Below are 26,135 nucleotides of genomic sequence, written 5' to 3'. Positions count from 1 at the left end.
TTAATTGATAGCTACGCATACCATTTGAATACAAGTCCTCGTAAAATATTTTTAACATCAATCTACAACCGTGATATTCGAAGTAAAGGAATTCGCGACGATATCAGATTGCAACATATTCCTGCCCCCCACTTTTACATTTTTGAAGGTCACGTCTTTAATCATATGCTCCGCATCATAGCCCTCGAAAGTAGCCGCTGTGGCACTGCTGACACAATCAATAAATCGAATATTAGAAATGGTTCCGGGTCTATAGACTGGATTTGAATTCGAGTTCTGCTTAATATACATCAACACGAATCGTGTATTTCCAATGGTCTCATCACGGATACCTTCGAAGGTGATATTCCTCACATCGGCCCAATCCGAATGTGGTATCGCCACAGAATGACCTCCCCAAGTCATTTTGGCTATATCAATATCCTTGAATGTGAGCTGTTCGACACTACTGGTTTCCAATGAAGAACCTATACGAATACCTACACCCACCTGGTTTTTCCAGATCATACAGTCGTGAGCGCTACAATTTAGAAGTGGTGTTTCACCATCTGCAGCCGCATTTGTTGCGTGCCAACCAAAACCATCATCCCCCGATCCAATAAAACAGTGGGAGAAATGCACATCTTGACATCCTGAACCTAAATCCAAACCATCATTGTTCTGCCCAAAGCTTAGTAGGTTAAGATGGGACACGTTGACATTCGACGAATTGACCATATCCACTTGCCAACCTAAAGCGGCATGCCGGACGCCAAATCCCCTAAGTTCCACATTTTGACTACGGTAGACTTTGACAAAGTTTCCAGCGACAGGAGCGGTACGATCATCAATATAACCTCGACCGATCAATTTGACATTAGACACGTTTTCTATCAATACCTTTCCTCTTAAAATCGCTCCCTCTTCTAAATAATAGGTTTTATTGGACTCAAGTTTAAAAACTCCGTTTACGCCATGATGTATTCCCTTGGCAAAAACAACAGCCCCAGGTTTATAAGCACTGTAATCGGGAGATCCAAATAATAGCAAGGGTGCTCGACCAGGGATAGCTAACGCATAATTGTAATATTCCGGGAGGGTAAAGGTCAATTCATTTCCATTCTTCACAACCGGTATATTCAATCTTTGAGGCGAAAGCGTAAAATTTGAGAATGCACTGCTACAAATAATCTTGACCTGAGTACCGGGCACATAATTAAACAATGCGGTATGTACATCCGTTTGTCCGCCATTTTGGGCCAGATCATAACAGGTTTCTTGCCATACGTCCAAGGTATCATTGTTGACGATAACCTGATAAGCCAGACTTTTCACCATAGGTGAATCCAATTGCCCGGCAACAGACGCCATTCGTGCAAGTTTATGCTCTACTTGTTGTTGATTTTGCTGTTCATTTTGCTGTAAGCTCTTTTCGATCCCTGTACAACTTAAAACCGTAAACATTAGTCCAAAGAATCCTGGTAAAATCCAACAGTTTTTTAAATGTTTAATGTTGCTATTCATACTATTAGTTGATTTAAATGGTTATTGATAGTTGATTTTCATTACTTTTAGTCCCGTTGCTGGCAGGGTGATTTTCCACCCTGAAGATGCTGACATTCCGATTTCATTCTCCCCATTGGCATTGATAAGAAAAGCCTCCCGCTGCTCTGATCCAAATAGACGCCGGGATTGACCTTTATCCACCCTGAGTCGAATCTCCTGCTGATCCACACTATTGTTTAGCAAAACAATATAGAGTTCCTTAGCATCACTGTTCGTTGCCAGGATATAATCTATCTGTGCATTATCGAGGCTGATAAGTCCCTTTTTCATTTTCAAATCGACAGATCTGCCAAATATTCTCCCTTTATCAAAGCCGTAACTGCGGTGTGGCCCAACTTTAGGTGTTATAAATCCACTCGGAAAGGAGATTTTACCATTGGAACGAACCGTTGCTTCGGAGAGCAGATAATCGGTAATCCATCCCAATTGCCACCAGGCATGATGCGGAAATGGCCCAGCTCCTTTATTCATTGCATCCCAGTAATAGGAAGCGACTCCGGTATTGGCATCCACAAAAGCATCCCGTCCCCAGGCTGCAGCTCTTGCCATATCCAGCAATAGACTATCTTTCGTCTTTGCATACAGTCTTACAAACAGCCCCGCATGACTCGATAACAGAATAGGGCCATGATGATTTGCAGAGCCCATAATACCTCCATGTTCAAATCCCAGCCCCGCTTGACTGATTTCCCAATCTTGACGAGCGGTCCCATTCACACGTTTGATCTCGCGAGAGGGGATCGGATGCGTATAGATCGATGTTGTATAGTATTTGGTGACCTGATAAGCTGCTGCTTGATAGCGTGGATCCTTGGTCAATGTATACATATCGAGGAGGGCTTGTATAGACTGTGCTGTTGCAAAATCAGGTGCAAATCGCGTATCACCACAGACACCCAGGAACCATCCTTTTTTTGCTGCATGTTCGACAAACCAGTTTGCGGCCTTAATTGCTCCATCTCTATATTTTTCGTCCTTTAGCAACTGATGCGCAACCAAGAGTCCATAAAATGTTGGTCGGAGATCAGATAGGTCCTCAAACATGGGACGGCCTGATTTATTATCATATGCAACCTCCCAATGTCCATCGGGATGCATTGTTGACAACAGCCAATCTGCGGCTTTACGCAAGGCTTGTTTAAGATCAGATCGATCTGGTTCAAAAAGCAATATATTGCCGATATCCATCAACATGTAATAGCTGGTACCAATGGGTTCGCTATACGGACCCCATTCTTCGGTAAACTGTTGACTGCGATATAGGTAATACTGGCCGGCAGCTGATCCATAAAAGAACCCGGGCTCTCGCTGTTGTTGCTGCAACTTGAAGTTTAAGGCTGCAGGGAGTCGTTGCTGTTTGAGTGTGGTATCTCCAGTAAGTCTAGCCAGCATCCACATCGCACCATAATCAGAGTTTTTCATGGCATCTTTTGCAGATCCATACACGCCACCCAGATAATCCTGAGCACCAATCACCGTATTCCTGTCATTTACGGTCCGCCATTTGGAAGTGCTATCTGCTAAGACATAATCATACATCGCGTAAAGGCGATCCGTTAAGGAACGATTCGTCTCTTTCAATTTTAAAAAATTACTAAACTTATAAACATCTTTTATCACATGCCCTAGGACATTGTACCACGAAGTTTGCTGAATTGTATATCGAAAAGAAAATGTGATCTCTTGTCCTTCGTTCAAGTAGGACCCAGCCTCACCCAGTACTGGATGATAGAGTGTCGGTGTAAGCTCGTTATTTCGATTCATCAATGACAATCCAAGTTTCCAGTCCGCATGAGTCTTTGTATCATGCAACCAGGGATCCCTTGCAGTTCCGGGTTCAGCTACGGTCGCTAAGGTCACTCCAGATTGTGTCGTTAACAGCGCCGCTAATGTAGAGGCTGTACGTTCACGGACAATGACCGGACGATCAGGGATACCATGTCCGTAAGCATAGGCATCCACAAAGTCAGGATTGAGCGCTGCTCCTTGGAATAATCCCGGAATCACCGCCCACTGAAACTGCTTGCGATCACCAATCGCTAGTGATGGCGACGACAGGGAATAATATCCGCTTTGTTTCGCTTTTAAAGTCATCTGTACACGGATATCATGCGTATGATCTGGATCAAGGTTCCATTCTTCTGACAGGGCAATTTTTTTGTTTTCGTATTGAAATCTCAACCCCGAGGGTGAAGCTGAAGCCACTATAGTAGGCTGATAGTGTAATACTTCACCAGCTGTATTTAGGCTTACAGGTGATAAACTTTGCGACCAGATTGGAATTACATAACGATATTGAGAGTCTGGAAAATGAATGAGCTTCCCATCATAATCATAAACAGTCGCAGATTTATCTAGTGGCTTATGTTTAGCGTAAAGGATCGTTCGCTGCTGTGTCGCCATCGTAAGCTGTTTTTTTCCTCCCGCTCCATCTTTCAAGGCGAGGGATTGAAGCTGATAGCCATTTTTACCCCCACGCCAGATCAATTGCAGCACACTATTTTCTAGGTGGACATCAGCCCCACTTTGTGCGAAAACATTTGCCAAGCATAAAAATGGCAGTATCATCATCGTCTTCCATACCCCTGCGCAATGACTGTATCCTCTATTTAACCGTTGCATATCGATCATGGTGTAATGGTTATTGTCACTTCGGCGTACCCTGCTTTGCGACCACTATACCAGTCGGAGGAGGTTTCAAACACAGCTTTATAGACACCTGAGGTCTTGTACACATAGCTGTATTCCCGCAGATTTGAACCAATATTTTTAAGTGCTATTCCTTTGTCCGCGATGGATTCCTTTACTTTAAAACCTTTGCTAATCACCCAATCATCATTATCGGTATCGGATGCAACACCGCCATACATCAATAGTTGTGTTGTCGAAATTGTCCATCCCTTACTGTCATTTAGAAAACTTACAGCATTCCAGCCTGCATTGGATATCGTAGCAACATTCGTCTGCACACCTTCTGGCGATATTTTTACTGCATTAAAACTGCGAATGACCCATCTGTTCTGTTGCGGCTTTTGAAAGTCGGTATATCGGAATGCCAGATATATTGATCCTGTATCCACTGGACTGAGATACGATTTTAAACTTACAGTTCCAGAGGGCGTATTATCTTGCCCGGTGGAGAAAACGGCTTTGTCTGAAATATCTGTCCAGGCGGCTTTATCAACCTCTTCTTTCGTGTATATTCCGCTGAAATTATTGGAAACCAATAATTTTAGATTGTCATAGATAACACCCCATTGTACGAGTGTTTTGAAATCTACCTGTAAATCGTTATCTGCATAAAGGCGATCTTTCAAGTCATAGTTGTGTCCGCTCTCTCCAGAATAGAATACAATATTGTCAGGGGTTCCCTCAAATCGGAATACAACGGTATCACCTACCTTGTAACTTGAGGCATTCGTCCTGACCTCCATATCGGCACTAGCGATATCCTCTTTCATACAACTGGCACACAATACGGCCAGCATGAGATACATCATCGATATTTTCATCTGTGTCTATTTATTTTGTGATCCACCAGATTTACCAACCTGGATTTTGGACAATCTGTTTATTAATGGTTATCTCTGTATTTGGTATGGGAAACAGCACATTTCTCTCCGTCGTGTTCAGGCCAGCATTACCACCATATCGATGTGCCGCAGGTGCATTGACTGAAATATCGCGTCCCAAGGCATTCATAGTGGGCATATAAATTCCCCAACGAATTAGATCATGTCTCCGGATACCCTCGAAACAAAATTCACGCAGGCGTTCGTCTTTTATATAGTCTAGAAAGGCTATTTTATCCATTCCGCTAGGCGCATCACTATCTCCATTAACCTCATTTAACGCCTTACCAAAAGCTCTCCTACGCACTTGATTGATTGCTTCATAGGCGGCTGCAGTCGGGGATTCGTTGACCTCATTTTCTGCCTCAGCTTTCATTAGTAATACATCGCTATACCTTATAATTGGAAAATTGGTTGAATTGGCACTTCTTACTTTGGTACCAGTCTCATACTCCCGTCTCCATTTTCCAGGGTTTCGATCATAAAGTTGAGCTGCACTATAATATTGTTTTTGCGTAACTCCCGCCGTGGTCACAAATCGGTAAGGGCTGATACTCCAATCGCGCCGCATTGTATCTTTCTGACCAAACAAATCGTATAATTTGGCTGTAATCCGCATTGCTCCGCCTGAATACCCAATACGTTCATCGGGACATTCGATACCGTTCTCAATACCAACCATACCAGCCTGATCGATGTTTCCGATCTTATTTCCAAACATGCCAACTTCCCAAAGGCATTCTTTCGGCTCATTGATATCTTGTGAATGATTGATAAATATTTGCTTATAATTGGGATTGAGCTGATGCTTTCCTGAAGCAATCACTTTATCCGTATATTCGATAACATTTTGATAGCGAGCGTGATCATTGAGGGGCTGTCCCGCCATTTTTAGAAACACACGGGCTAGTACGGCCTGAACAGCCGTTTTGCACACTCTTTCATTAGCCACTACTCCACTTTCGTAAACCAGGTTTTCCGCTTCCTGCATATCTTTTACAATTTGCGTATACAAAGCCGCCAGGGTCGCCTGAGCTGGGTAAGGGTCGTTGGGAGACTGGGTAGAAGATAGTTTTAAAGGAACTTTTCCAAAGAAATCGGTTAGGATATAATAGTAATATCCGCGCATAAAGAGTGCTTCGCCCTTGATGGCGTTTCTTTTGGTGATATCCATCTCTACACGATCAACATTTTCCAATAATAGATTTGCTCTATTTATCCCTTCGTATAAGGTTTCCCATAATCTAGTAATGTCCAAATCAGCTGCGTCCATGACCATCACTCGAATATTGTTGATTGATATATTCTTGAAATAGGCCTCATCACTAACGACAAGATAGCTAAAAAGCCCACGGCTATACATCCGCCCATAGGTGTCAATCAGCCTGTTATAGACTCCATTGAGACTATTCATCAATTCGCTTTCATTTCGAAAATATTTTTCAGTGGTCACAAAGTCAGGTTCTTTATCCAGCAATTTGGAACATGAACTGGTTAAACAAGCGATACATATAGAAAAAATAAAAATGCGTTTCATCTTGATCAAAGGTTAGTTTAAAAATTAAGGTCAATTCCGACTGTCATCGTACGAGGGCGCGGATAAGCGGACCAATCAAACGAAGGTGTCAATGCTCCAGGACGGGTGCTCACTTCGGGATCGAGCCCTGAATATTTTGTCCATGTAACTAGATTTTGTGCAGCGACATAAAGTCGTATGGATTTCATTCGTAATCTTCGGAGCTGATCAGCATTGAAAGTATATCCTAAAGACAGGGTCTTGAGTCGTAAATAGGATCCATCCTCAATCGTTCTGGAAGAATACACTGCTGGCCCCTGACCGCCGACACGATATAGCGCATTGGTCTGGTTTTCCGGGGTCCAACGATCAGCAAAAGAAGCAAACATATTCAGAAAACCGCGAGCGACAGGATCTCCGCCTTCAAACTCAATGCGATTGGCATTTAAGATATCCCCACCATAGCTCCATTGTAAAAAAACATTCAGATCGAAGTTTTTATAATTGAAGTTATTGTTAAATCCGCCGATATGTTTTGGATTTGGATTGCCTATTATTGTCAGGTCATAATTGTCAACCTGTCCATCGCCATTGATATCCTTAAAGCGAATATCACCTGGTTTAATGCTTGCTCTGGGGACTCCATTATTGGGTTGCCCCGCTTTCAGTAGATAGTTTCCGTTGACGAGGTCAAAATCTGCGTACTGATAGACACCATCAAAAAGATACCCATAAAACAAGGCTATTGGCTGTCCTGGTATTGCGATATAAGGATATGCATTATTGAAATTTCCCCAAGTGACACGTGTTGCCAAACTCGGCTCTCCTTCATTGAGTTCAAGAACTTTGTTTTTATTAAATGCAATATTAAAACTTGAACTCCATGAGAAATTTGGAGCCTGTATGTTTTTGGTCTCCAATGTAAATTCGATACCGCTGTTAGATACCCGTCCAATATTTTTGAAACCTGTCAGGAATCCCATACTGGGAGCCAACGTTGCATTCAATAATAGGTCACGTGTCTCCTTGTGATAATAATCTGTTGTAAGGAACACTCTATTCTTGAGTAGGGAGAGGTCGAGACCAACATTGGTTTGAACGGTGGTCTCCCATTTTAAGTTTGGATTTCCAAGATTCGTCGGCACCATTCCCTGACCGGCACTGTTACCTACACTGTAGCCTGAAGCGGGATTCATCTGTAAGGCCGTTAGTGATGCATACTCTGATACACGATTATTTCCGGTAGAACCTATGCCTACGCGCAATTTTGCATCACTGATAATCTTGATCGGTTTCAAAAAGTTTTCCTCTTTCAATCGCCACGCAAAAGATCCCGAAGGGAAATAAGCCCATCTGTTGGATTTCGGAAATTTAGAGGAGCCGTCACTTCTGAAAGACAGTGTCAGCAAATACTTTGATCGATAATTATAATCAACCCGCCCCAAATAAGATATCAGTCCATTGGATGCGTCAGTCACTGGCGCCATCGTAATCTGTCCTTCGTCCAGGCCTTTAATACCTAATGATTCATTGGGTACCAAAATGGACGTAAATCCGTTGGTATAATTTCGGACATCTTGCACAGTGAACCCGACGACCGCCTTTAGCCGATGCCCCCCATTAAATTTCTTGTCATAAGACAGGGTATTCTCATTTAATAGATTAGTGACTTCGTTATTCCAAATAGAACCATTTACTTTATTGTTTGAAAAGGGATGTCCTGCTCTGGATTTTGAGTTAAAGAATACTTCCCGTCGTTGGTTTATACGCGTATAGCCACCAGTAGCCCTAAACGTCAACTCCGATCCCAATTTATATTCCAGATAACCATTAGCAACAAGATTTGTACTGAACAGGGGATTATACTCATTCTGCACAGCGAGATAAGGATTGATCCGTAAATCGGTACCTAAGCTTGGGTCCATATCCGGATCAAACAGATCGTCTATCAAAGAAGCATCCGTCAGCGCATTTCCAGTGATCGGTCGAAACCCCCAGAGCCCATACATCAGGCTCGCAGTCGGGCTAGGTTGAGATTCTGACACCACGGTACCATATCGTTTGAAGGCCGTATAGTTTAGATTCAAGCCTACTTTCAATTTGTTATTTATAGTCTGATCCAACACTACTCTTCCTTGATATTTATTAAATCCACTGTTTAGGATTATCCCATCCTGATCCAATAATGATCCAGAGATTGCATATCGTGTACGATCGCCCCCCCCACGTATCGCTATAGAATGGTTGTGGGTAACAGCTTTTCTAAAAACTTTGTCCTGCCAATTGATTCCCTCCATATTGCGATAATCTTCAAGGGTTTTACCATCCTTTAGGTATATATTTGTATACAGGGTGGGATTCTGTTCCAATTGATATTTCACAAATTCGTATGGATTTAGCAGTTCTTGCGTTTTTAGGATCTGATTGAGTCCTACCCAACCGTTGTAGTTAATGACCGGGGTTCCAACTTTACCTTTTTTGGTAGTAATAAGAATCACCCCGTTGGCTCCTCTAGCACCATAAATCGCTGTCGCAGAAGCATCCTTCAACACCTCCAAGGATTCAATCTCTTCGGGATTAATGGTATTCCCAACAGATGTTTCAACCGGAAATCCATCAACGACATAGAGTGGAGAGTTATCTTGTGTCACCGAGTTATTACCCCGAATAACGATATTGAGTTCCGCCCCCGGCTGTCCATCATTTGAACTTACCTTAACCCCAGCCACCCGACCGGCTAGGGCTTCCTCGAAATTGGCAACAGGGGCTTTACGCATATCTGTCAAATTAGCTTGACCTACAGCTCCAGTCAAATCGCGTTTGGTTGTTGTCCCATAGCCGATGACAACAACATCATCGAGTATCTGTTCGCTTCGTGAAAGCTGGATATTCTGAGGACGATCCAATTTGGCCGCATGTTTTACAGTAACATAGCCAACCATTGAAAAAAGTAATAATTCACCTTGAGAGATGGGCGATATCGAAAAATTACCCAATGAGTCTGTGGAAGTTGTTACAGTTTTATACTGATTAGATACTGTAACTCCGACCAAAGGAAGCCCTTCGACATCCATCACTCTTCCTTTGACAGAAGTGGGCTGTTGTCCAAAGGAGGACAACGTTAGAAAAAAAATCCCCAATAAAAGCAGAGCCGCCTTTAGATGAAATAGAGTCATAATAGTATTTATAATTAGTTATTCGTTGCAATCTAGTCTGGTCTAGACTGGTTTGCTTTTATAAAAGTATAAATTATATTTGCCCCTGCAAAAAAAAATTAAAAAAAGATGTAGTTTCTTCTTGAGAATATCTTCAAGGGGGGAGAAAATCATCAAACTTATTCCGTTATCTGAATAATATCAAGACTTGCATATAAAAACAAGTTTATCTAAGTTTGACTCTATTATCGTAAATGACTATTCATCACATGTCCACTACAAACGAAACAGGCAAGGGGTCTCGCATGAAGTATCTTCAACTAGTAGATCACATTCATGCATTGATCGAAAAGAACGACCTACATATTGGAGACCGTATTCCCTCTTTAAATCAATTGCAGGACCAACTCGGCATGAGCAAAGAGACGGTTTTGAAAGGTCTTAATTATCTACTCGAAAAAGGGATAATTGAGTCTGTCTATCGTAAAGGTTATTATGTAAAGAAAAAACAGGTGGAGCATTCTTATCGCATCCTGTTACTTCTGGATAAAATGAATACCATGCGTGAACAGATTTATCAATCTTTGTTAGTTGAGACCAAGGGGACCGCAGCGATCGACGTCTATTTTCATCATCACAACTTTAATGTCTTTCGCAATATTATCACCGAAAACATCAACAACTATACGCATTTTGTTATTGTTACATTCCTGAAAGATGATCCATCTTCGATCATCAATCTCATACCTCCGAACAAAAGGATTATTATCGACTACAATCAATTGGGACTCTCCGGAAATTATACGGCTATCTATCAGGATTATGAATACGATATTTACAACAGCCTTTCCTTATTGCAGAATAATATTCAAAAGTACCAAAGAATCATATTGATCGCACATCCTGAAGCTTTACATGCCGAACATGTCATCAATGGTTTCGTCCGATACTGCGAAGAGTCAAGCATCAATTATGACATTATTCCAGACGTAGATGAGACAAAGTTTAAGAAGCATACAGCCTTTATCACCTTTAGTCGCTACGATTCGGATGACGTATCCATAATTAAATTGGCAAAAAAACATGAATTTACATTGGGCGAGGATATAGGCCTTATTTCCTATAATGATACTGACGTCAAAGAGATCCTTGAGGGGGGAATTACGGTAATATCTACTGATTTTCGGGCGATGGGAAAAGCAGCAGCTAAGGCTGTACTTCAAAAGAAAACTTTAAACCAACGCAATCCTACTCAAGTTATCATTCGGAAATCTCTTTAACATTGTGAGGCTGAGCCTCCTCCGGATCGAACCTCGCAGCTCCTTAAGAGGTCGTAGGTCTCGTCCCGCCTAGAAACAAAAAAAAGCCCTAACTTTCGTTAGAGCTTTTTAGTCGGGGTGGCAGGATTGGCTCAGCCACACAATGCCCAAACACGACCCTGAGCCTCCTCCGGATCGAATATCGCAGCTCCTTAAGAGGTCGTAGGTCTCGTCCCGCCTAGAAACAAAAAAAGCCCTAACTTTCGTTAGAGCTTTTTAGTCGGGGTGGCAGGATTCGAACCTACGACCTCCACATCCCAAATGTGGCGCGATACCGGGCTACGCTACACCCCGAAAAGGTATCACCTTTGTTTTGTGTGGCACAAATATCGAATCAATTTTTCAATTTATCAAGACCTAAACTCATTTTTCACACTAAACCACTGATTAATTGTACAATATTTTTATCAGTTACATTTTAAATCCCCATTATCAGGGTCAAAAACGCGGTCAATTGGTACTATATAGGAATATTTAAAATAACTTTAGATTATCCATTTCATTTTCATATCTTTGCATCCGATTTGACTGTCGGTAGATAGTTTTTTCAAAAAGTATTTTCATATTCAAAAAATAAGTCGTAATATTGCATTCCGATTTTTACAGGATATAAATCGTTAATAATTACTCGAAATCATGGATTTAGTAAAATTTGTAGAAGAACAAGCGGTAGTAAGAAATGAAATTCCCGCTTTCAAAGCCGGAGATACCATCAGCGTTCATTATAAAATTCGCGAAGGAAATAAAGAGCGTGTGCAGGTGTACCAAGGTGTAGTAATCCAATTAAACAGCGAAGGTGCTAACGCTACTTTTACCGTTCGTAAAATCTCTAACGGTGTAGGTGTTGAACGTATTTTCCCTGTAAACTCACCAAACATTGAAAAAATTGTAGTAAACAGCTACGGTAAAGTTCGTCGCGCTAAATTATTCTATTTACGTGGCCTTACTGGTAAAGCTGCTCGTATTAAATCGAAAAGAATCTAATTACGACTACCTCGGCATAAAAAAAGGCTTTGATGAAATTCAAAGCCTTTTTTTATTTTATATCCCTTCCGCCACTTCCTTTCCCCAGCACAAATACGTTCTCGCCCCCTTCACTTGAATAGGAATACCAGAACCCGTGTAATAAAATTAAGACAATTGAACCTCATTTCTCAAAAAGAATCGCACCTCTTTGTCTAGCTAAAACATTTTACTTACTTTTAGCGCTGCCAATCTCTCCTGTGTAAAGATCAGCGGGAGTCTAAAACTTTATATAAACAGTGCAAGGATTGCCATTGCACTCATAGAAATCTCTTGGCGGCTAATAGACATACAATATTTTGATGAAAACTGTTTTTTTTATACTTGCTCTTACTTTACAGACGACAACCATTTTTGCGCAGCGAAATGTAGGTGATTTTCTCCAACTACAGTCTAAGCCCGAGACTTACTATGTCCAAAAAGCTCAAACTCCCATCAAAATTGATGGTAAAGATGACGAAATATCCTGGGAAAAAGCACCATGGACAAACGCATTCAAAGATATCGAAGGTACGAGTAAACCTACCCCATCATTTGACACTCGTGTTAAAATGCTTTGGGACAATGAAAACCTCTACCTCTTTGCTAAATTGGAAGAACCTCATATCAATGGCTATCTCAGACAGAAAGACACCATTATTTATCATGACAATGATTTTGAAGTATTTTTAAAACCCAATCTCCAATCTCCGGAATATATTGAAATTGAAGTCAATGCACTGAATACCATCATGGACCTTCTGATGACCAAACCTTATCGTTTTGGTGGAAAAGCTAATTTAAACTGGGATACCAAGGATATCCAGAGTGCTGTATACCATGCTGGAACAATAAATAATCCAACCGATAAAGACAATTTTTGGACCGTCGAAATGAAGATTCCCGTCAAAAGTCTAAAATACTTTGGTGAAGGAAATCAAATCAAGGCAAATGAAGTGTGGAAGATAAATTTCTCCCGCGTACAATGGCACTATGATGTCAATGGAAAAGGTTATATCAAAAGAAAGGATAATACAGGTAAGCCACTTGCGGAAGAAAACTGGGTATGGTCGCCCATCGGTCTGATCAACATGCATTATCCCGAACGATGGGGACATATCAAATTTGTAGATCAGGATAGTAAACATTCCATGGATGATCAATTTTTGGCCTTAGAAAAAACAGCTTGGAATATCTTTTACCTGCAACAGATTTACGGGAACACGAATAAGCGCTATGCAACATCTCTTGATGAATTGAGCAAATTATATCCTGAAATCATTACTATTAGCAAGCATTATCAACTTGTCTTTTCCAATGCAAATAAGTTCTATCGCATTGAGATTAAGTCAAAATCGCAGCCCAATTTAAAGGCTACAATCGATAATCAGGGCAACATCTATTTTTAATTTATTCATTCAGTCGATCTTCAATTATAATATTGAATAAAAAATTGCTATCTTTGTATCCCGTACATAGAGCAACTATTATTGGTCGTTTTGACCACATAAAATTGAAAATCCTTTAATTGTTATGACTAAATATATTTTTGTTACGGGCGGCGTTACTTCGTCGTTAGGGAAAGGTATTATTGCAGCCTCCCTTGCTAAACTTCTCCAGGCACGTGGCTACAAAGTGACCATTCAAAAATTCGATCCTTACATTAACATTGACCCAGGAACATTGAATCCGTATGAGCATGGTGAATGTTATGTTACTGAAGATGGAGCGGAAACGGACCTTGATCTGGGCCACTACGAGCGTTTCTTGAACGTCCCTACCTCACAAGCGAATAATGTAACAACTGGTCGTATCTACCAACACGTTATCCAACAAGAGCGTGAAGGTGCATATTTAGGAAAAACAGTTCAGGTAATTCCACATATCACCGATGAGATCAAACGCCGTATGCAGCTTTTGGGTGAATCAAATGAATATGATATTATCATCACCGAACTTGGCGGAACTGTAGGCGATATCGAATCCCTTCCATTCGTTGAGGCTGTAAGGCAATTGCGTTGGGAACTGGGAGCAAATAACTCATTGGTTATCCACTTAACTTTAGTTCCTTATTTGGCCGCAGCCGGTGAACTTAAAACCAAACCTACACAGCACTCTGTCAAAACGTTGCTGGAATATGGTGTACAGCCGGATATCTTAGTATGCCGTACAGAGCACAAATTATCACAGGAAATCCGTAAAAAATTAGCACAGTTTTGTAACGTTAACATCAATGCTGTTGTTGAATCTATCGATGCCTCGACAATCTATGATGTTCCTTTACTTATGTTGAAAGAGAATCTGGATAAAACGGCGTTAACGAAACTAAAACTTTCCAACAAAAACGAACCGGATCTAGAAAACTGGAAAAACTTCCTCGGCAAGCTCAAAAACCCAACAAGTGAGGTTTGCATCGCTTTAGTCGGAAAATATGTTGAACTTCCAGACGCATATAAGTCCATTATCGAAGGTTTTATACATGCTGGAGCAACAAACGAATGCAAAGTGAAGGTAAGCTATATTGCTGCTGAAAGTGTTACAAAAGAGAATGTTGCTGAAAAACTAAAAGGCATGGATGGTGTGTTGGTTGCCCCTGGATTCGGCGAACGTGGTCTGGATGGAAAATTAAATGCAATCAAATATGTGCGCGAAAACAATATTCCTTTCTTTGGTATCTGTTTGGGTATGCAGTGCTCCGTCATTGAATTCGGAAGAAATGTATTGGGATTGAAAGATGCCAATAGTTTCGAAATGGATGCGAACACCAGCAATCCGGTCATCAATCTGATGGAAGAACAAAAAAATATCACGAATATGGGTGGTACCATGCGTTTAGGGGCTTACGATTGTGAAATTAAAAAAGGTACTAAAGCCTTTGCAATTTATGGAAAAACAAAAATTTCCGAAAGACACCGTCACCGTTATGAATTTAACAATGACTATTTAAAACAATATGAAGCAGCAGGAATGATCGCTTCGGGATTCAATCCGGAGACTGGATTAGTTGAAATTGTCGAATTGAAAAACCATCCTTTTTTCGTTGCCGGACAATTTCATCCAGAATTAAAGTCAACTGTTGCAAATCCTCACCCACTTTTTGTTAGCTTTGTAGCCGCTGCTTTGGCCAACAAGAAATCAAAGTAGTATTAGAAGGATAAAATTAATTAAGTTTAATTATTAAAGATGGATAGAAATACCCTAATTGGTTTGGTCCTGATGTTTGCCATCATCACTGGTTCATTTTACCTGATGAAGCCTTCAGAATCAGAAATCAAACAAGAACAAGCGCGACAAGAGGCGAAAGCTCAGGCTGCAAAAGGACTGCCTGTAACAAGTGACTCTATCGCGAAAGCAAAAACAGCGCAAACAGCAGTGATTGCAGATTCAGCTGAACTGAAAAAACCTTTTGGTGCGTCAAAATTTGGAACTGAAAAAATCATTACCCTTGAAAATGATGCTATCATTGCCAAAATCAGCACAAAAGGTGGTAAAGTGAAATCGGTCGAATTAAAAGGCGAAAAGAATTTCAATGGAAAACCTTTGATGCTTTTCGAAGGTGAGGACAATAAGTTTGGTTTCCAGTTCAATGCTGCGGGACAAAACATCTCCACCAACGATTTATTCTTTAACACAGAATCTTCTGATATCCAAGTTTCGGGTGAAGGTAAACAATCGGTAAAATTCAAATTGAACTACAGTGCTGATCAATATATTGAATATGTATATTCTATTGCTGGAAAAGGTTACAACGTAGCCCTGGATGTCAATACAAAAGGTATTCAAAACCTGATCCCACAGAGTCAAAAAACATTGACATTGAACTGGAATACTGTTCTGAGACAAAAAGAGCAGAATATTGAATCTGAAAGACAAAAATCTACCCTATATTACCAAGAAGATAATAAAGTAGACCATTTATCTGAATCGAAGGACGATGATGAAGCACTGGAAAAGAAAGTGCAATGGATTGCTTTTAAACAACATTATTTTTCAAATATCCTAAATGCTAAAAATGGATTCGTTAATGCGAAAATCGATGTAAAGCATGCAACGGAAGGTGATGTGGTGAAATTTTACAACACCAATGCTGAATTGGCTTTTGATAACCATAAAGACAACAATTATTCGTTGAATTTCTTTTTCGGGCCAAACCAATACAATGTATTGAAAGCAGAAGGCAATGATTACCAATCCATCATCAATATGGGCTGGGGGCCTATGCGCTGGATCAATCAATGGATTACCGTGCCTGCATTTAACTTCTTGGATGGTTTCCATATGAGCTATGGTATTGTCATCTTGTTACTTACATTATTGTTAAAACTGGTTCTTTCGCCAATGACTTACAAGTCATATGTATCTATGGCTAAAATGCGGGTATTGAAACCGCAGTTGGATGAGATCAAAGCGAAAGTCGGTGAAGACAATCAGATGTTGATGCAACAGGAGCAGATGAAGCTGTATAAACAGGTCGGAGTGAATCCACTCGGAGGCTGTCTACCTCTTGTGCTGCAAATGCCATTTACAATTGCTTTCTTCTATTTCTTTCCAAATTTATTTGAATTGAGAGGACAGAGCTTCTTGTTTATGAAAGATATGTCAACCTATGATACCTTGTTTACATTTGCACCTATTTTTGGATCATTCAACCACATCTCTTTGATGTGTATCTTGATGACCCTGACAACATTGTTGACCACTTGGTACAACAATGCGACTTCGGGCGCAACTGGTCAAATGAAATACATGGGTTATATTATGCCTTTGATTTTCTTCTTTGTCCTAAACAGTTTCCCTGCAGGTCTGAACTATTACTATTTCCTAAGTGCGTTGTTTACATTCTTGACGCAATTGGTTATTCGTACAATGGTAAATGATGATAAAATCTTAGCTAAACTGGAAGAAAATAAAAAGAATCCAAAAGTTGAGAAAAAATCAAGCTTCCAGTCTAAAATGGAAGAAATGATGCGTGCTCAACAACAAGCTCAACAAAACAAAAATAAATAGTATTATTTATATAACTGATAAAGAAGGCTTCCCAAGAGGAAGCCTTCTTTTGTTAATAGCCTTTTGTAGCAATTTGTAAAACCAAACGTTAGAAATGATGTTTTATATAAAAATTTAAAAGATGAGATTTAGAAACATTGTGGTATTGATGATGGCTGTTCTTGCTTTGGCGAGCTGTTCAGCATTAAAAAAGAATTCAGGCAAACCGGATTCGGATAATGCATCCGCTACCATTATTGGAAAAAAATGGCAATTAATTGAAATCGGTGGAAAGGCTGTTTCCGGACAGGTCAACGGTCGGGTTCCTTTTCTCAAACTGGAAGAAAAAAGTTATAGCGCCAATGGTGGTTGCAACGGAATAGGTGGCGAACTGACCTTTTCAACCAATGGAAAAATTAAGTTTGCACAAGGGATGTCAACGATGATGGCCTGCCCTGACATGTCGATTGAACAAGCTTTATCTAAGGCATTAATCACAGCGGACAACTATAGCCTAAGTAATGGTATTCTAAGTTTAAATAAAGCAAAGATGGCTCCTTTGGCAAAATTTAAGTTAATGGAGGAAAAGCAAAATTTAAGCGGAACTTGGGAGCTTGATTACATCTCTGGACCACGTATCGCTTTTGAGGGCCTGTATCCCAATCGCAAACCAACGATAACATTTAACATACAGGATGGAAAGATAAATGGTAACAGCAGTTGCAACAATTACAATGCTACATTTAAGACGAACGATCACCAAATTAGCTTCGGTCCTATCATGTCTACGAAAATGGCTTGCGAAGGCAATGGTGAAGCAACCTTCTTTTCCACATTAGAAAAAGTGAACAGCTATGATGTCAATGAAAATACACTGACCTTTATCATGGGCGATATTGCCATGATGAGATTTCAGCGCAAGTAAAACATAAAAAAGGATAGGGTTTTGGTGATCACCAAAACCCTATCCTTTTTATATCAATTATTGTCCGTACTAAATTAATTTACGGCACAAGCTTTAGACAAAAGCACTAAATCCTGTGATACTTCTTCCAACAATCAAAGAATTGATTTCCTTGGTGCCTTCATAAGAATAAATCGCCTCGGCATCGGCGAGGAATCTGGCAACATTATACTCCAGCAAGATACCATTTCCGCCCATGACTTCCCTCGCCTTGGACACAATATCTCTTGTCCGTAAAGAACAAAACACTTTTGCCAGTGAAGCATGTTCATCCCTTAGTTGTCCAGCATCTTGCAATTCAGATAATCGAAAGACTAGCGTTTGCATTGCCGTTAGATTCGATAGCATTTCAACCAAATGATTTTGAATCAACTGAAAAGATGCAATAGGCTTGCCGAACTGTTTTCTTTTGCGTGTATAATCCAAGGCATTTTCATAGGCTCCTCGTGCGCAGCCCACAGCCATCCATGCAACCCCCGCTCTCGTCATTTGAAGGACTTTACCTGTATCTTTGAAAGAATTCGCATTTTGCAAACGATCTGTTTCGGGGATGATACAGTTGTCTAATGTAATCAATCCATTTTGCACAATCCGCAAGGCCATTTTATCTTTGATCTTTTCAACCGAGAACCCAGGATTATCTTTACGCACAATAAAACCTTTTACTTCTCCATCATCAAGATCCCTGGCCCAAACTATTGTAATATCAGAAAAGGTGGAGTTTCCGATCCATTTCTTCTGACCATTTAAAACCCAGCCTTCAGCAGTCTTCTTACAGGTGGTTGTCAATCCGCCTGCTGCTCCCGAACCAACTTCCGGTTCGGTTAGACCAAAAGCACCGATCACCTCCATCTTTTGCATCCTTGGCAACCATTCCTGTTTTTGTTCTTCCGACCCACAGATATAAATCGACCCCATGGCTAAACCACTCTGTACACCAAAGAAAGTAGCAACGGATGCATCTACCCGAGCAATCTCTGCAGCAATGATACCTTCCATCAACGAACTTCCCCCCATACATCCGTAACCCTCGTAAGTATATCCACATATATTTAAAGCGGCTAACTTGGGTACTATTTCAAAAGGGAATTCATCTCTTAACCAATATTTATTGACGATAGGCTTCACTTCGACTTCCATAAACTCACGTACCTTCAACTGGAGTTCGCGATCTGACCCATTCAATTTGCTGTCCATATCATAGAAATCCCCATTGATAGGTGGTAATTCCTTTTTTTCTTTCCCGGGATTTAGCATTTTCATTAAACCATGAAGCTGTTTATCATCCATTTTCGAGACCGCATCCATAACAGCACCTAGGTCTACTTTTTTCGAGATTTCCTCTAATTTGCCAAAGTCAATTGATTTTGCCAAATCCATTATATTCTTAACTTTATCAAACATAATCGCAATTTCTTTTTTACAGGGTTTCCTCTTAAAATAATAAAAATATTTAAAAATTGTTTGTGTAGCCCACGATACACCAATCAATTCAAGCCTGTTTCCTCCTTACTATAGCTATCTAAACAGTTTTATCTATCAAATCGTTTGTGCCTATTTTTAATTTCTTCTATTAAATGGACCATCTCCCTCAATAAAATGGAAGCAAATAAAAAAAATAAATAACTGATTTTAAACACCTTACATACAATTAAAAAAAATGTATTTTTTTTGGGTTACCTTTTTGGGTTCCGTGTATTAAGAGATGAAAAAGAAAATATTTCAATTTAAATTAGAAAATTAGAAAATGAAAAACGCATTAAAATTCGGTTTCTTAGGTTTAGCTTTAACTGTAGCTTTCGCATCTTGTAACAACACTGAGAAAAAAGCTGAAGGTGCTACTGATTCAGCATCTGCTTTAGTTGATTCTGCTGCTAACACTTTGGATTCAGCTGCTAATAAAATTGATTCAGCTGCTCAAAAAGTTGATTCAGCTGCTTCAAAAGTTGATACTGCTGCTAAAAAATAATTTTAGAAGCTGAATAACGCATTTGGAGAGGCTTTTCGCAAGAGAAGCCTCTCTTTTTTTAAAAAATATTGGGCAGCAGGGTTACCTTTTCAATTTACCTGTATTAAGTCTTAAATAACAAGATTTAGAAATTACTTTTAATTTTAATAAAATGAAAAACGCATTCAAATTAGGTTTCTTAGGATTGGCTTTAACTGTAGCCTTCGCTTCATGTGGTGAAACTGGTAAAAAATCAACTGATGCAGTTGATTCAGCATCTGCTTTAGTTGATTCTGCTGCTAACACGTTGGATTCAGCTGCTAACAAAATTGATTCAGCTGCTCAAAAAGTTGATTCAGCTGCTTCTAAAGTTGATACTGCTGCTAAAAAATAATTCTTCGAAACAGAATTTCAACCAGTATAGAAATGCCTCCTTAATAGGGAGGCATTTTTTTATATCTCACCCAATTAAATTGCTAAGCTCCAAGCATTTTTTTACCTTTGCCAAAAATCATTCAATCTATGGCTTTATCATCCTTAACAGCAGTCACGCCTATTGACGGACGCTATTACAATAACACCAATGAACTTTCGGCTTTTTTCTCCGAATTTGCTTTAATAAAATATCGAGTTCGTGTTGAAGTTGAATATTTTATCGCATTAAGTGAATCGGGTATCGCTCAATTGCAGCATTTTGACAACACATTGAACGAAAAATTGCGAGATATCTACCGTAACTTTTCCGAAGAAGATGCAATCTGGATCAAAAACACTGAAAAAGTTACCAATCATGATGTTAAAGCCGTTGAATATTTTTTAAAAGATCAATTTGAAAAACTAGGACTACAGGATCATCTTGAATTTATTCACTTTGGTCTGACTTCTCAGGACATCAACAACACCGCTATCCCTCTTTCATGGAAAGAGGCAATCAAAGAAAGTTATACACCGATCATTGAAGAATTGCTGCATGAGCTAAAGTCTTTGGCAACCTCTTGGTCGGCTATTCCAATGCTTGCCCGTACACACGGACAACCAGCATCTCCAACTCGTCTAGGTAAAGAACTCTATGTCTTTATCGAGCGTATCGAACGTCAGTTACAACTTTTACATACCGTACCTTATTCAGCTAAGTTTGGTGGGGCAACAGGTAATTTCAATGCTCATCACGTGGCGTATCCACAGACCAACTGGATTGCCTTCGGTAATAATTTCGTTAATAATATTCTAGGATTGGATCGTTCACAAACCACGACCCAAATTGAACATTATGACAACTTTGCGGCAAGTTGTGATGCATTAAAACGAATCAATAACATCATCATTGACTTATGCCGTGATGTATGGACTTACATCTCCATGGAATACTTTAAGCAGAAAATCACTGCTGGTCAGATCGGATCTTCTGCAATGCCACACAAAGTCAATCCTATTGATTTTGAAAACGCAGAAGGAAATTTAGGAATTGCCAATGCGATATTCGAACATTTAGCCGCTAAATTACCTATTTCACGTCTTCAAAGGGATCTTACAGATTCGACTGTATTACGTAATATCGGCGTTCCATTTGCACATACCCTAATTGCTTTCAAATCGACATTGCGAGGTTTACGTAAGTTGATCTTAAATGAACAGGCGCTTGCGAATGATCTTGAAAATAACTGGGCAGTTGTTGCTGAAGCGTTACAAACGATCTTGCGCAGAGAAGGCTATCCAAAACCTTACGAAGCATTAAAAGATCTAACACGTACCAATACGCATGTGACCAAAGAGACCATTGCAACGTTTGTAGATAATCTCAACGTATCTGAAGAGGTAAAAGCGGAATTAAAGGCAATCAGCCCTTCTAATTACACAGGTGTCACTTTATAAGCTTTGACTTATAGATGACCTTAACAACGCTTGTTTTGATCTATCTTTGTTTGGAATAAAAATAAAATTTAAATGGCTACTATCAACGTATATACAGAATCTACTCCCAATCCTTCAACTATGAAGTTTTTGGTCAATAAGTTATTGATCAATGGTAGTGTGGATTTCCCAAATAAAGAAGCTGCACAAGATTCACCTTTCGCGCTGGAATTATTCAAATTCAATTTCGTAAACGGTGTATTTTTTGCAAGCAATTTTGTTACCATTACCAAAACAGAAGATGCGGAATGGGAAGATATCGAAGCCTTATTGAAAGACTTCGTAAAAGGTGCTGTAGAATCTGAGCTTGCGGTGAAAGCTGTGCATCATGATACGGAAGTAAACTTTGAAGGAACAGAAACAGAAGTGAAAATACAACAAGTATTACATGATTATGTAAGACCTGCTGTTGAACAAGATGGTGGTGCTATTCATTACAAATCTTTCAACGAAGGTATTGTAACTGTTGAGCTAAAAGGCTCTTGTAGTGGCTGCCCTTCATCAACGATCACCTTAAAAGCTGGTATCGAAGGTTTATTGAAGCGTATGGTCCCAGGTGTGACAGAAGTTGTTGCTGAAGCAATGTAATCATAAATAACATAAGAATTTTTAAAAGGATTCAGCAATATGAAATTTTGCTGAATCCTTTTTTTATATCTAATTGTATCTAGTATGCCCTAATAAGGGATATATTTTTTGCACAAACAGGCGCTGTGAACATCACTCTTTAGTCACATCGAATGAATCTTTCAATGGTAGATTAGCAGATGAATTTCCAATAAAGATTTCAAATTTCCCAGGCTCTACAGTCCATTTATTGTATTGATCCAACAACTCAAGGTGCGCCGGTAAAATTGAAAACTGGACAGACTTTTTCTCACCGGGATTTAATTCGATTTTTTCGAAACCACGCAAATCCATCTCGTAAGTTGTTACAGAAGAAACAACATCCTTGACATAAAGTTGAACGACCTCTGCTCCTTTTCTTTTTCCGATATTCTGTACATCCACTGTAACTGTCAGCGAGTCTGTCGGTCGAATCTGCTTTTTATTCAGACGCAAATTTGAAAATTGAAAATCAGTATAACTTAAGCCATAGCCAAAAGGATAAAGAAATCCAACAACCCGACTATTTCCCCAGCCATTGGGACCAACACCGGGTTGTCCCGCTTGTGCCCCAGGCTTGGTCGGGAAATTCATTTCGATCTGTCCAACAGATTTAGGAAATGAAATCGGAAGCTTTCCGCTCGGATTATACTCACCAAATAACATATCTGCTACAACGTGTCCAGATTGACCACTTAGAAACCAAGTTTCGACAATAGCAGGCAAGTATTTATTTTCCCAATTGACAGACAATGGACGTCCATTAACGAGTACCAGAACGATAGGTTTTCCTGTTTCTTTTAACTTCATTAGGTAATCACGTTGTTTACCTGGTAGATTGAGATCTGAGCGAGACCGGCTTTCTCCAACTTCACGTTCCGATTCTCCCATGACAGCAATAATCAAATCAGACTCCTTCCCTAGGCGTACACCTTCGGACATGCTTTCGATTTCCTCTTTAGACAGATCTGTTGGGATAATTTCACTTTCGGGCCAGTTCTTATCGACAACATCCACCCCTTTCGAGTAGTTTACTTGGACTGCTTTCCCTTTAGCATATTCGATAATGCCATCTTTAATAGTTGTAATCGGATTATTGGATGGCCCATAACGACTTGTTGTATAATTTGTTGCTTCGGCCATAGGGCCCGTCACCAAAATCCGCTTATACTTATTGACATCTATCGGTAATAGCTGCTGCTCATTCTTAAGCAAAACAATGGATTCTCTATTCACTTGCAGGGAAATATCCTCATCTGCCTGTGTATGGATTTTCTTGTCCGCCAATGTTGTGTTGTCGACAAGCGGATGATCAAATAATCCTAACTTAAACTTGACAGTCAATACTTCCCGAACACGTTGATCCAATATGTTCATATCAAGCCCGCCTTCGTTGATAAGTTCCATCAATGGTGTCAGGTATGTACTCGGTGGATCGAAATTCGTCCGGACATTGAGTCCTCCCGCTAAGGCTTGCCGTATTGCATCTTTATAATCTACAGCAACATGATGTTTACTGCTGATAAACTCCAGCGCCTCACTATCCGAAACGATATATCCTTCAAATCCATAATCCTTCCGTAGCAAATCTTGCAGAAAATATTTACTTGACGAGACCGGTACACCATCATAGTCATTGTAACTACTCATAATACCCATTGGTTTAGCCTCTTTGACAACCCGTTTAAATGGATATAAATGAAGTTCATGCATTTCACGAAAACCAACATGTGGATCTGTCCTTGCATTTCCATCTCGCCCTCCCTTAGGTACTGAATAGACGGCATAATGTTTCAATGTTGACGCAACACCATTTTGTTGAATACCCAAGACAGCCTGTTTACCCATTTCTGCGATATGAAAAGGATTTTCACCATAAGTTTCCACAACACGCCCCCATCTTGGATCTCGGGAGACATCTAGAATCGGGGCATAGACATTGGTATATCCTAAATATTTCGCTTCTCGCCCCACTATTTCACCTGCACCCCGCACCAATTTGGTATTCCAGGTGCTTCCAATATTAATCGGAGCTGGTAGTGGCGTCGCCCGATCATGGTTGAGACCGTGTATTCCCTCATTAGTAAAATCAACTGGAATACCTAGCCGGGTATGTTCGATAAACCACTTTTGTACATTATTCAATGCAACAGCATGGCGGCTGAAGGGATAAGAAAAAGAGCTTTTTGCCGACTTATTATAGGCAAGACTATTTAACATCTCGTCTATGTTGGCTAATCCATGTTTCCAAATCTCATTGTCCCAGGCAGCCGTAGGTTGTTCATCCTTCAATACTCTTCCATAACCATAGAGTGTAACGGTTTGATTGGCCTTTTCCTGTGTCGTCATCTGGCTCAACAGGTCCTCCACTCGACTTACTACGGATTGTTTGGGATCTTCATAGATATCCTTTTTACCATTTTTGTTGAAGTCAATCCAATCTTTATGGTAAACGGGTTTATCCTGAGCAAAAGAATAGAAGTGTAGTACGGAAAATGTCGCAACAAACAGAAAACGTTTAGATTGATTAGGCATCATCTTGAAAATTGTGGGTTTTATAATTAAAAGCAAGGTACAAAAAAAGTTAACATGAAAAGGTCTAAAATTGAAATGGTATCCGTTCGCAAGCTAAGGACCTATTTAACCAAATAGCTATGCGTATCACCATAAAGCCCATACTAAATAAAGAAATTCACTTTTTAACAAGCATCTAGCTTAAAAATAGTTAACTTTACGACCAATTGTGAAACCAACAAAAAAAATGAGTGCAGATATTAACAAACTAGAACAAATTGCATCACAAGTAAGACGTGATATCGTACGTATGGTACACGCTTGTCAATCAGGACACCCAGGTGGTTCTTTAGGTTGTACAGATTACTTTGTGGCGCTTTATTTCAATGCAATGAAACGTAATCCTTCCTTTGATATGGACGGAAAAGGAGAGGATTTATTCTTCTTGTCAAACGGACACATTTCACCTGTATTTTACAGTACATTGGCACATGCGGGTTATTTTGAAGCAAGCGAATTGGCAACATTCAGAAAAATCAACTCCAGACTACAGGGGCACCCAACGACACACGAAGGTCTTCCAGGCATCCGCATTGCGTCAGGATCTTTGGGTCAGGGATTATCCGTTGCTATCGGTGCCGCACAGGCAAAAAGATTGAATAAAGACAATAATCTAGTTTATGTATTAATGGGTGATGGTGAATTGCAGGAAGGCCAGGTTTGGGAAGCTGCAATGTATGCACCACACAACAAGATTGACAACTTGATTGCGACTGTTGATTACAATAATGCACAGATAGACGGATCGACAGATCAGGTACTATCATTAGGTGATCTTCGCGCAAAATGGGAAGCTTTTGGCTGGGATGTGATGGAAGTGACTAAAGGAAATGATATGGCTTCAGTAGTTGCAGGCTTAGAAGAAGCAAAATCACGTACCGGAAAAGGTAAACCAGTGGTTATCTTATTGCACACAGAGATGGGAAAAGGTGTTGATTTCATGATGGGTTCTCATAAATGGCACGGTGTTGCTCCAAATGACGAACAATTGGCGTCGGCATTGAATCAACTTACTGAAACTTTAGGAGATTACTAGA

18 protein-coding genes and 1 tRNA gene are annotated in these 26,135 nt (G+C 40.0%); 11 read left to right on the top strand and 8 right to left on the bottom strand.

What is annotated here, in order from left to right:
* Positions 1 to 57 precede the first annotated feature (57 nt).
* Genes ABFX33_RS23920 through ABFX33_RS23900 form a run of 5 tightly spaced genes read right to left on the bottom strand, consistent with a single transcriptional unit; the run spans position 58 to position 9,809 of the window.
* A complete protein-coding gene (locus ABFX33_RS23920; RefSeq protein WP_346088705.1) occupies positions 58 to 1,503 on the bottom strand; it encodes a glycoside hydrolase family protein in 1,446 nt (481 codons plus the stop codon).
* A 21-nt stretch (positions 1,504 to 1,524) separates the two neighbouring features.
* Positions 1,525 to 4,176, bottom strand: coding sequence for a prenyltransferase/squalene oxidase repeat-containing protein (locus ABFX33_RS23915; RefSeq protein ID WP_346088704.1), 2,652 nt, complete (start codon positions 4,174 to 4,176; stop codon positions 1,525 to 1,527).
* A complete protein-coding gene (locus tag ABFX33_RS23910) occupies positions 4,173 to 5,057 on the bottom strand; it encodes a DUF5017 domain-containing protein (protein WP_257087510.1) in 885 nt (294 codons plus the stop codon). The genes ABFX33_RS23915 and ABFX33_RS23910 overlap by 4 nt, the downstream gene beginning before the upstream one ends.
* Positions 5,058 to 5,088: 31 nt before the next feature.
* Positions 5,089 to 6,654: a RagB/SusD family nutrient uptake outer membrane protein gene (locus tag ABFX33_RS23905; RefSeq protein ID WP_346088702.1), complete on the bottom strand. Its 1,566-nt coding sequence runs from the start codon at positions 6,652 to 6,654 to the stop codon at positions 5,089 to 5,091.
* Positions 6,655 to 6,671: 17 nt separating this feature from the next.
* A complete protein-coding gene (locus ABFX33_RS23900) occupies positions 6,672 to 9,809 on the bottom strand; it encodes a SusC/RagA family TonB-linked outer membrane protein (RefSeq protein ID WP_346088701.1) in 3,138 nt (1,045 codons plus the stop codon).
* Positions 9,810 to 10,057: 248 nt separating this feature from the next.
* Here ABFX33_RS23900 and ABFX33_RS23895 point away from each other — a divergent pair, with 248 nt between their 5' ends.
* Entirely contained in the window at positions 10,058 to 11,068 is a 1,011-nt protein-coding gene (locus ABFX33_RS23895; RefSeq protein WP_346088700.1) for a GntR family transcriptional regulator, read from the top strand.
* Between the two features lie 259 nt (positions 11,069 to 11,327).
* Here the strand turns inward: ABFX33_RS23895 and ABFX33_RS23890 are convergent.
* A tRNA-Pro gene (locus ABFX33_RS23890) sits at positions 11,328 to 11,401 on the bottom strand.
* A gap of 342 nt (positions 11,402 to 11,743) precedes the next feature.
* Between ABFX33_RS23890 and rplS the strand changes: the two genes are divergently transcribed.
* The 5 genes from rplS to ABFX33_RS23865 all read left to right on the top strand — a co-directional run bounded on the left by rplS (position 11,744) and on the right by ABFX33_RS23865 (position 18,020).
* Positions 11,744 to 12,091, top strand: a complete 348-nt coding sequence (gene rplS / locus ABFX33_RS23885) for a 50S ribosomal protein L19 (RefSeq protein WP_077437627.1) — start codon at positions 11,744 to 11,746, stop codon at positions 12,089 to 12,091.
* 341 nt (positions 12,092 to 12,432) lie between these two features.
* Positions 12,433 to 13,518 carry a carbohydrate-binding family 9-like protein gene (locus ABFX33_RS23880; protein ID WP_346088699.1) on the top strand — a complete coding sequence of 362 codons (1,086 nt, stop codon included), beginning with the start codon at positions 12,433 to 12,435 and terminating at the stop codon, positions 13,516 to 13,518.
* Between the two features lie 124 nt (positions 13,519 to 13,642).
* Complete coding sequence (pyrG, locus tag ABFX33_RS23875; protein ID WP_259184228.1) at positions 13,643 to 15,253, top strand: CTP synthase; 1,611 nt, start codon at positions 13,643 to 13,645, stop codon at positions 15,251 to 15,253.
* Between the two features lie 39 nt (positions 15,254 to 15,292).
* A complete protein-coding gene (gene yidC / locus ABFX33_RS23870) occupies positions 15,293 to 17,116 on the top strand; it encodes a membrane protein insertase YidC (RefSeq protein ID WP_120262267.1) in 1,824 nt (607 codons plus the stop codon).
* 121 nt (positions 17,117 to 17,237) lie between these two features.
* Positions 17,238 to 18,020 (top strand): META domain-containing protein, encoded by a 783-nt coding sequence (locus tag ABFX33_RS23865; protein WP_346088698.1) that lies wholly within the window; start codon positions 17,238 to 17,240, stop codon positions 18,018 to 18,020.
* Between the two features lie 93 nt (positions 18,021 to 18,113).
* On the opposite strand, the gene ABFX33_RS23860 is transcribed toward ABFX33_RS23865, so the two are convergent.
* Positions 18,114 to 19,463, bottom strand: coding sequence for an acyl-CoA dehydrogenase family protein (locus ABFX33_RS23860; protein WP_208642641.1), 1,350 nt, complete (start codon positions 19,461 to 19,463; stop codon positions 18,114 to 18,116).
* Positions 19,464 to 19,806: 343 nt separating this feature from the next.
* Between ABFX33_RS23860 and ABFX33_RS23855 the strand changes: the two genes are divergently transcribed.
* The 4 genes from ABFX33_RS23855 (at position 19,807) to ABFX33_RS23840 (ending at position 22,506) form a co-directional block, all read left to right on the top strand.
* Complete coding sequence (locus ABFX33_RS23855; protein WP_120262265.1) at positions 19,807 to 20,028, top strand: PG1828 family lipoprotein; 222 nt, start codon at positions 19,807 to 19,809, stop codon at positions 20,026 to 20,028.
* Positions 20,029 to 20,179: 151 nt separating this feature from the next.
* The gene (locus ABFX33_RS23850) at positions 20,180 to 20,401 is read left to right on the top strand and encodes a PG1828 family lipoprotein (RefSeq protein WP_120262264.1); all 222 of its coding nucleotides are present in this window, start codon (positions 20,180 to 20,182) and stop codon (positions 20,399 to 20,401) included.
* A 128-nt stretch (positions 20,402 to 20,529) separates the two neighbouring features.
* Positions 20,530 to 21,879 carry an adenylosuccinate lyase gene (gene purB, locus ABFX33_RS23845; RefSeq protein WP_346088696.1) on the top strand — a complete coding sequence of 450 codons (1,350 nt, stop codon included), beginning with the start codon at positions 20,530 to 20,532 and terminating at the stop codon, positions 21,877 to 21,879.
* A gap of 72 nt (positions 21,880 to 21,951) precedes the next feature.
* Positions 21,952 to 22,506, top strand: coding sequence for a NifU family protein (locus ABFX33_RS23840; RefSeq protein ID WP_120262262.1), 555 nt, complete (start codon positions 21,952 to 21,954; stop codon positions 22,504 to 22,506).
* A gap of 132 nt (positions 22,507 to 22,638) precedes the next feature.
* Here ABFX33_RS23840 and ABFX33_RS23835 read toward each other — a convergent pair whose 3' ends face one another.
* Positions 22,639 to 25,062: a glycoside hydrolase family 3 N-terminal domain-containing protein gene (locus ABFX33_RS23835; protein WP_346088695.1), complete on the bottom strand. Its 2,424-nt coding sequence runs from the start codon at positions 25,060 to 25,062 to the stop codon at positions 22,639 to 22,641.
* Positions 25,063 to 25,285: 223 nt separating this feature from the next.
* On the opposite strand from ABFX33_RS23835, the gene ABFX33_RS23830 reads away from it, so the two are divergent.
* Positions 25,286 to 26,134 carry a transketolase gene (locus tag ABFX33_RS23830; RefSeq protein WP_077437637.1) on the top strand — a complete coding sequence of 283 codons (849 nt, stop codon included), beginning with the start codon at positions 25,286 to 25,288 and terminating at the stop codon, positions 26,132 to 26,134.
* Position 26,135 lies beyond the last annotated feature (1 nt).

Source organism: Sphingobacterium ginsenosidimutans, assembly GCF_039536865.1.
Taxonomy (GTDB): Bacteria; Bacteroidota; Bacteroidia; order Sphingobacteriales; family Sphingobacteriaceae; genus Sphingobacterium; species Sphingobacterium detergens.
Note: the sequence above shows the minus strand (reverse complement) of the source record. Positions and strands in the feature narration are given on the sequence as shown.

What these genes read in the sequence shown, in the direction of transcription:
- ABFX33_RS23920 (WP_346088705.1), bottom strand. Translation starts at nt 1,503, where the DNA reads ATGAATAGCAACATTAAACATTTAAAAAACTGTTGGATTTTACCAGGA.
- ABFX33_RS23915 (WP_346088704.1), bottom strand. Translation starts at nt 4,176, where the DNA reads ATGATCGATATGCAACGGTTAAATAGAGGATACAGTCATTGCGCAGGG.
- ABFX33_RS23910 (WP_257087510.1), bottom strand. Translation starts at nt 5,057, where the DNA reads ATGAAAATATCGATGATGTATCTCATGCTGGCCGTATTGTGTGCCAGT.
- ABFX33_RS23905 (WP_346088702.1), bottom strand. Translation starts at nt 6,654, where the DNA reads ATGAAACGCATTTTTATTTTTTCTATATGTATCGCTTGTTTAACCAGT.
- ABFX33_RS23900 (WP_346088701.1), bottom strand. Translation starts at nt 9,809, where the DNA reads ATGACTCTATTTCATCTAAAGGCGGCTCTGCTTTTATTGGGGATTTTT.
- ABFX33_RS23895 (WP_346088700.1), top strand. Translation starts at nt 10,058, where the DNA reads ATGTCCACTACAAACGAAACAGGCAAGGGGTCTCGCATGAAGTATCTT.
- rplS (WP_077437627.1), top strand. Translation starts at nt 11,744, where the DNA reads ATGGATTTAGTAAAATTTGTAGAAGAACAAGCGGTAGTAAGAAATGAA.
- ABFX33_RS23880 (WP_346088699.1), top strand. Translation starts at nt 12,433, where the DNA reads ATGAAAACTGTTTTTTTTATACTTGCTCTTACTTTACAGACGACAACC.
- pyrG (WP_259184228.1), top strand. Translation starts at nt 13,643, where the DNA reads ATGACTAAATATATTTTTGTTACGGGCGGCGTTACTTCGTCGTTAGGG.
- yidC (WP_120262267.1), top strand. Translation starts at nt 15,293, where the DNA reads ATGGATAGAAATACCCTAATTGGTTTGGTCCTGATGTTTGCCATCATC.
- ABFX33_RS23865 (WP_346088698.1), top strand. Translation starts at nt 17,238, where the DNA reads ATGAGATTTAGAAACATTGTGGTATTGATGATGGCTGTTCTTGCTTTG.
- ABFX33_RS23860 (WP_208642641.1), bottom strand. Translation starts at nt 19,463, where the DNA reads ATGTTTGATAAAGTTAAGAATATAATGGATTTGGCAAAATCAATTGAC.
- ABFX33_RS23855 (WP_120262265.1), top strand. Translation starts at nt 19,807, where the DNA reads ATGAAAAACGCATTAAAATTCGGTTTCTTAGGTTTAGCTTTAACTGTA.
- ABFX33_RS23850 (WP_120262264.1), top strand. Translation starts at nt 20,180, where the DNA reads ATGAAAAACGCATTCAAATTAGGTTTCTTAGGATTGGCTTTAACTGTA.
- purB (WP_346088696.1), top strand. Translation starts at nt 20,530, where the DNA reads ATGGCTTTATCATCCTTAACAGCAGTCACGCCTATTGACGGACGCTAT.
- ABFX33_RS23840 (WP_120262262.1), top strand. Translation starts at nt 21,952, where the DNA reads ATGGCTACTATCAACGTATATACAGAATCTACTCCCAATCCTTCAACT.
- ABFX33_RS23835 (WP_346088695.1), bottom strand. Translation starts at nt 25,062, where the DNA reads ATGATGCCTAATCAATCTAAACGTTTTCTGTTTGTTGCGACATTTTCC.
- ABFX33_RS23830 (WP_077437637.1), top strand. Translation starts at nt 25,286, where the DNA reads ATGAGTGCAGATATTAACAAACTAGAACAAATTGCATCACAAGTAAGA.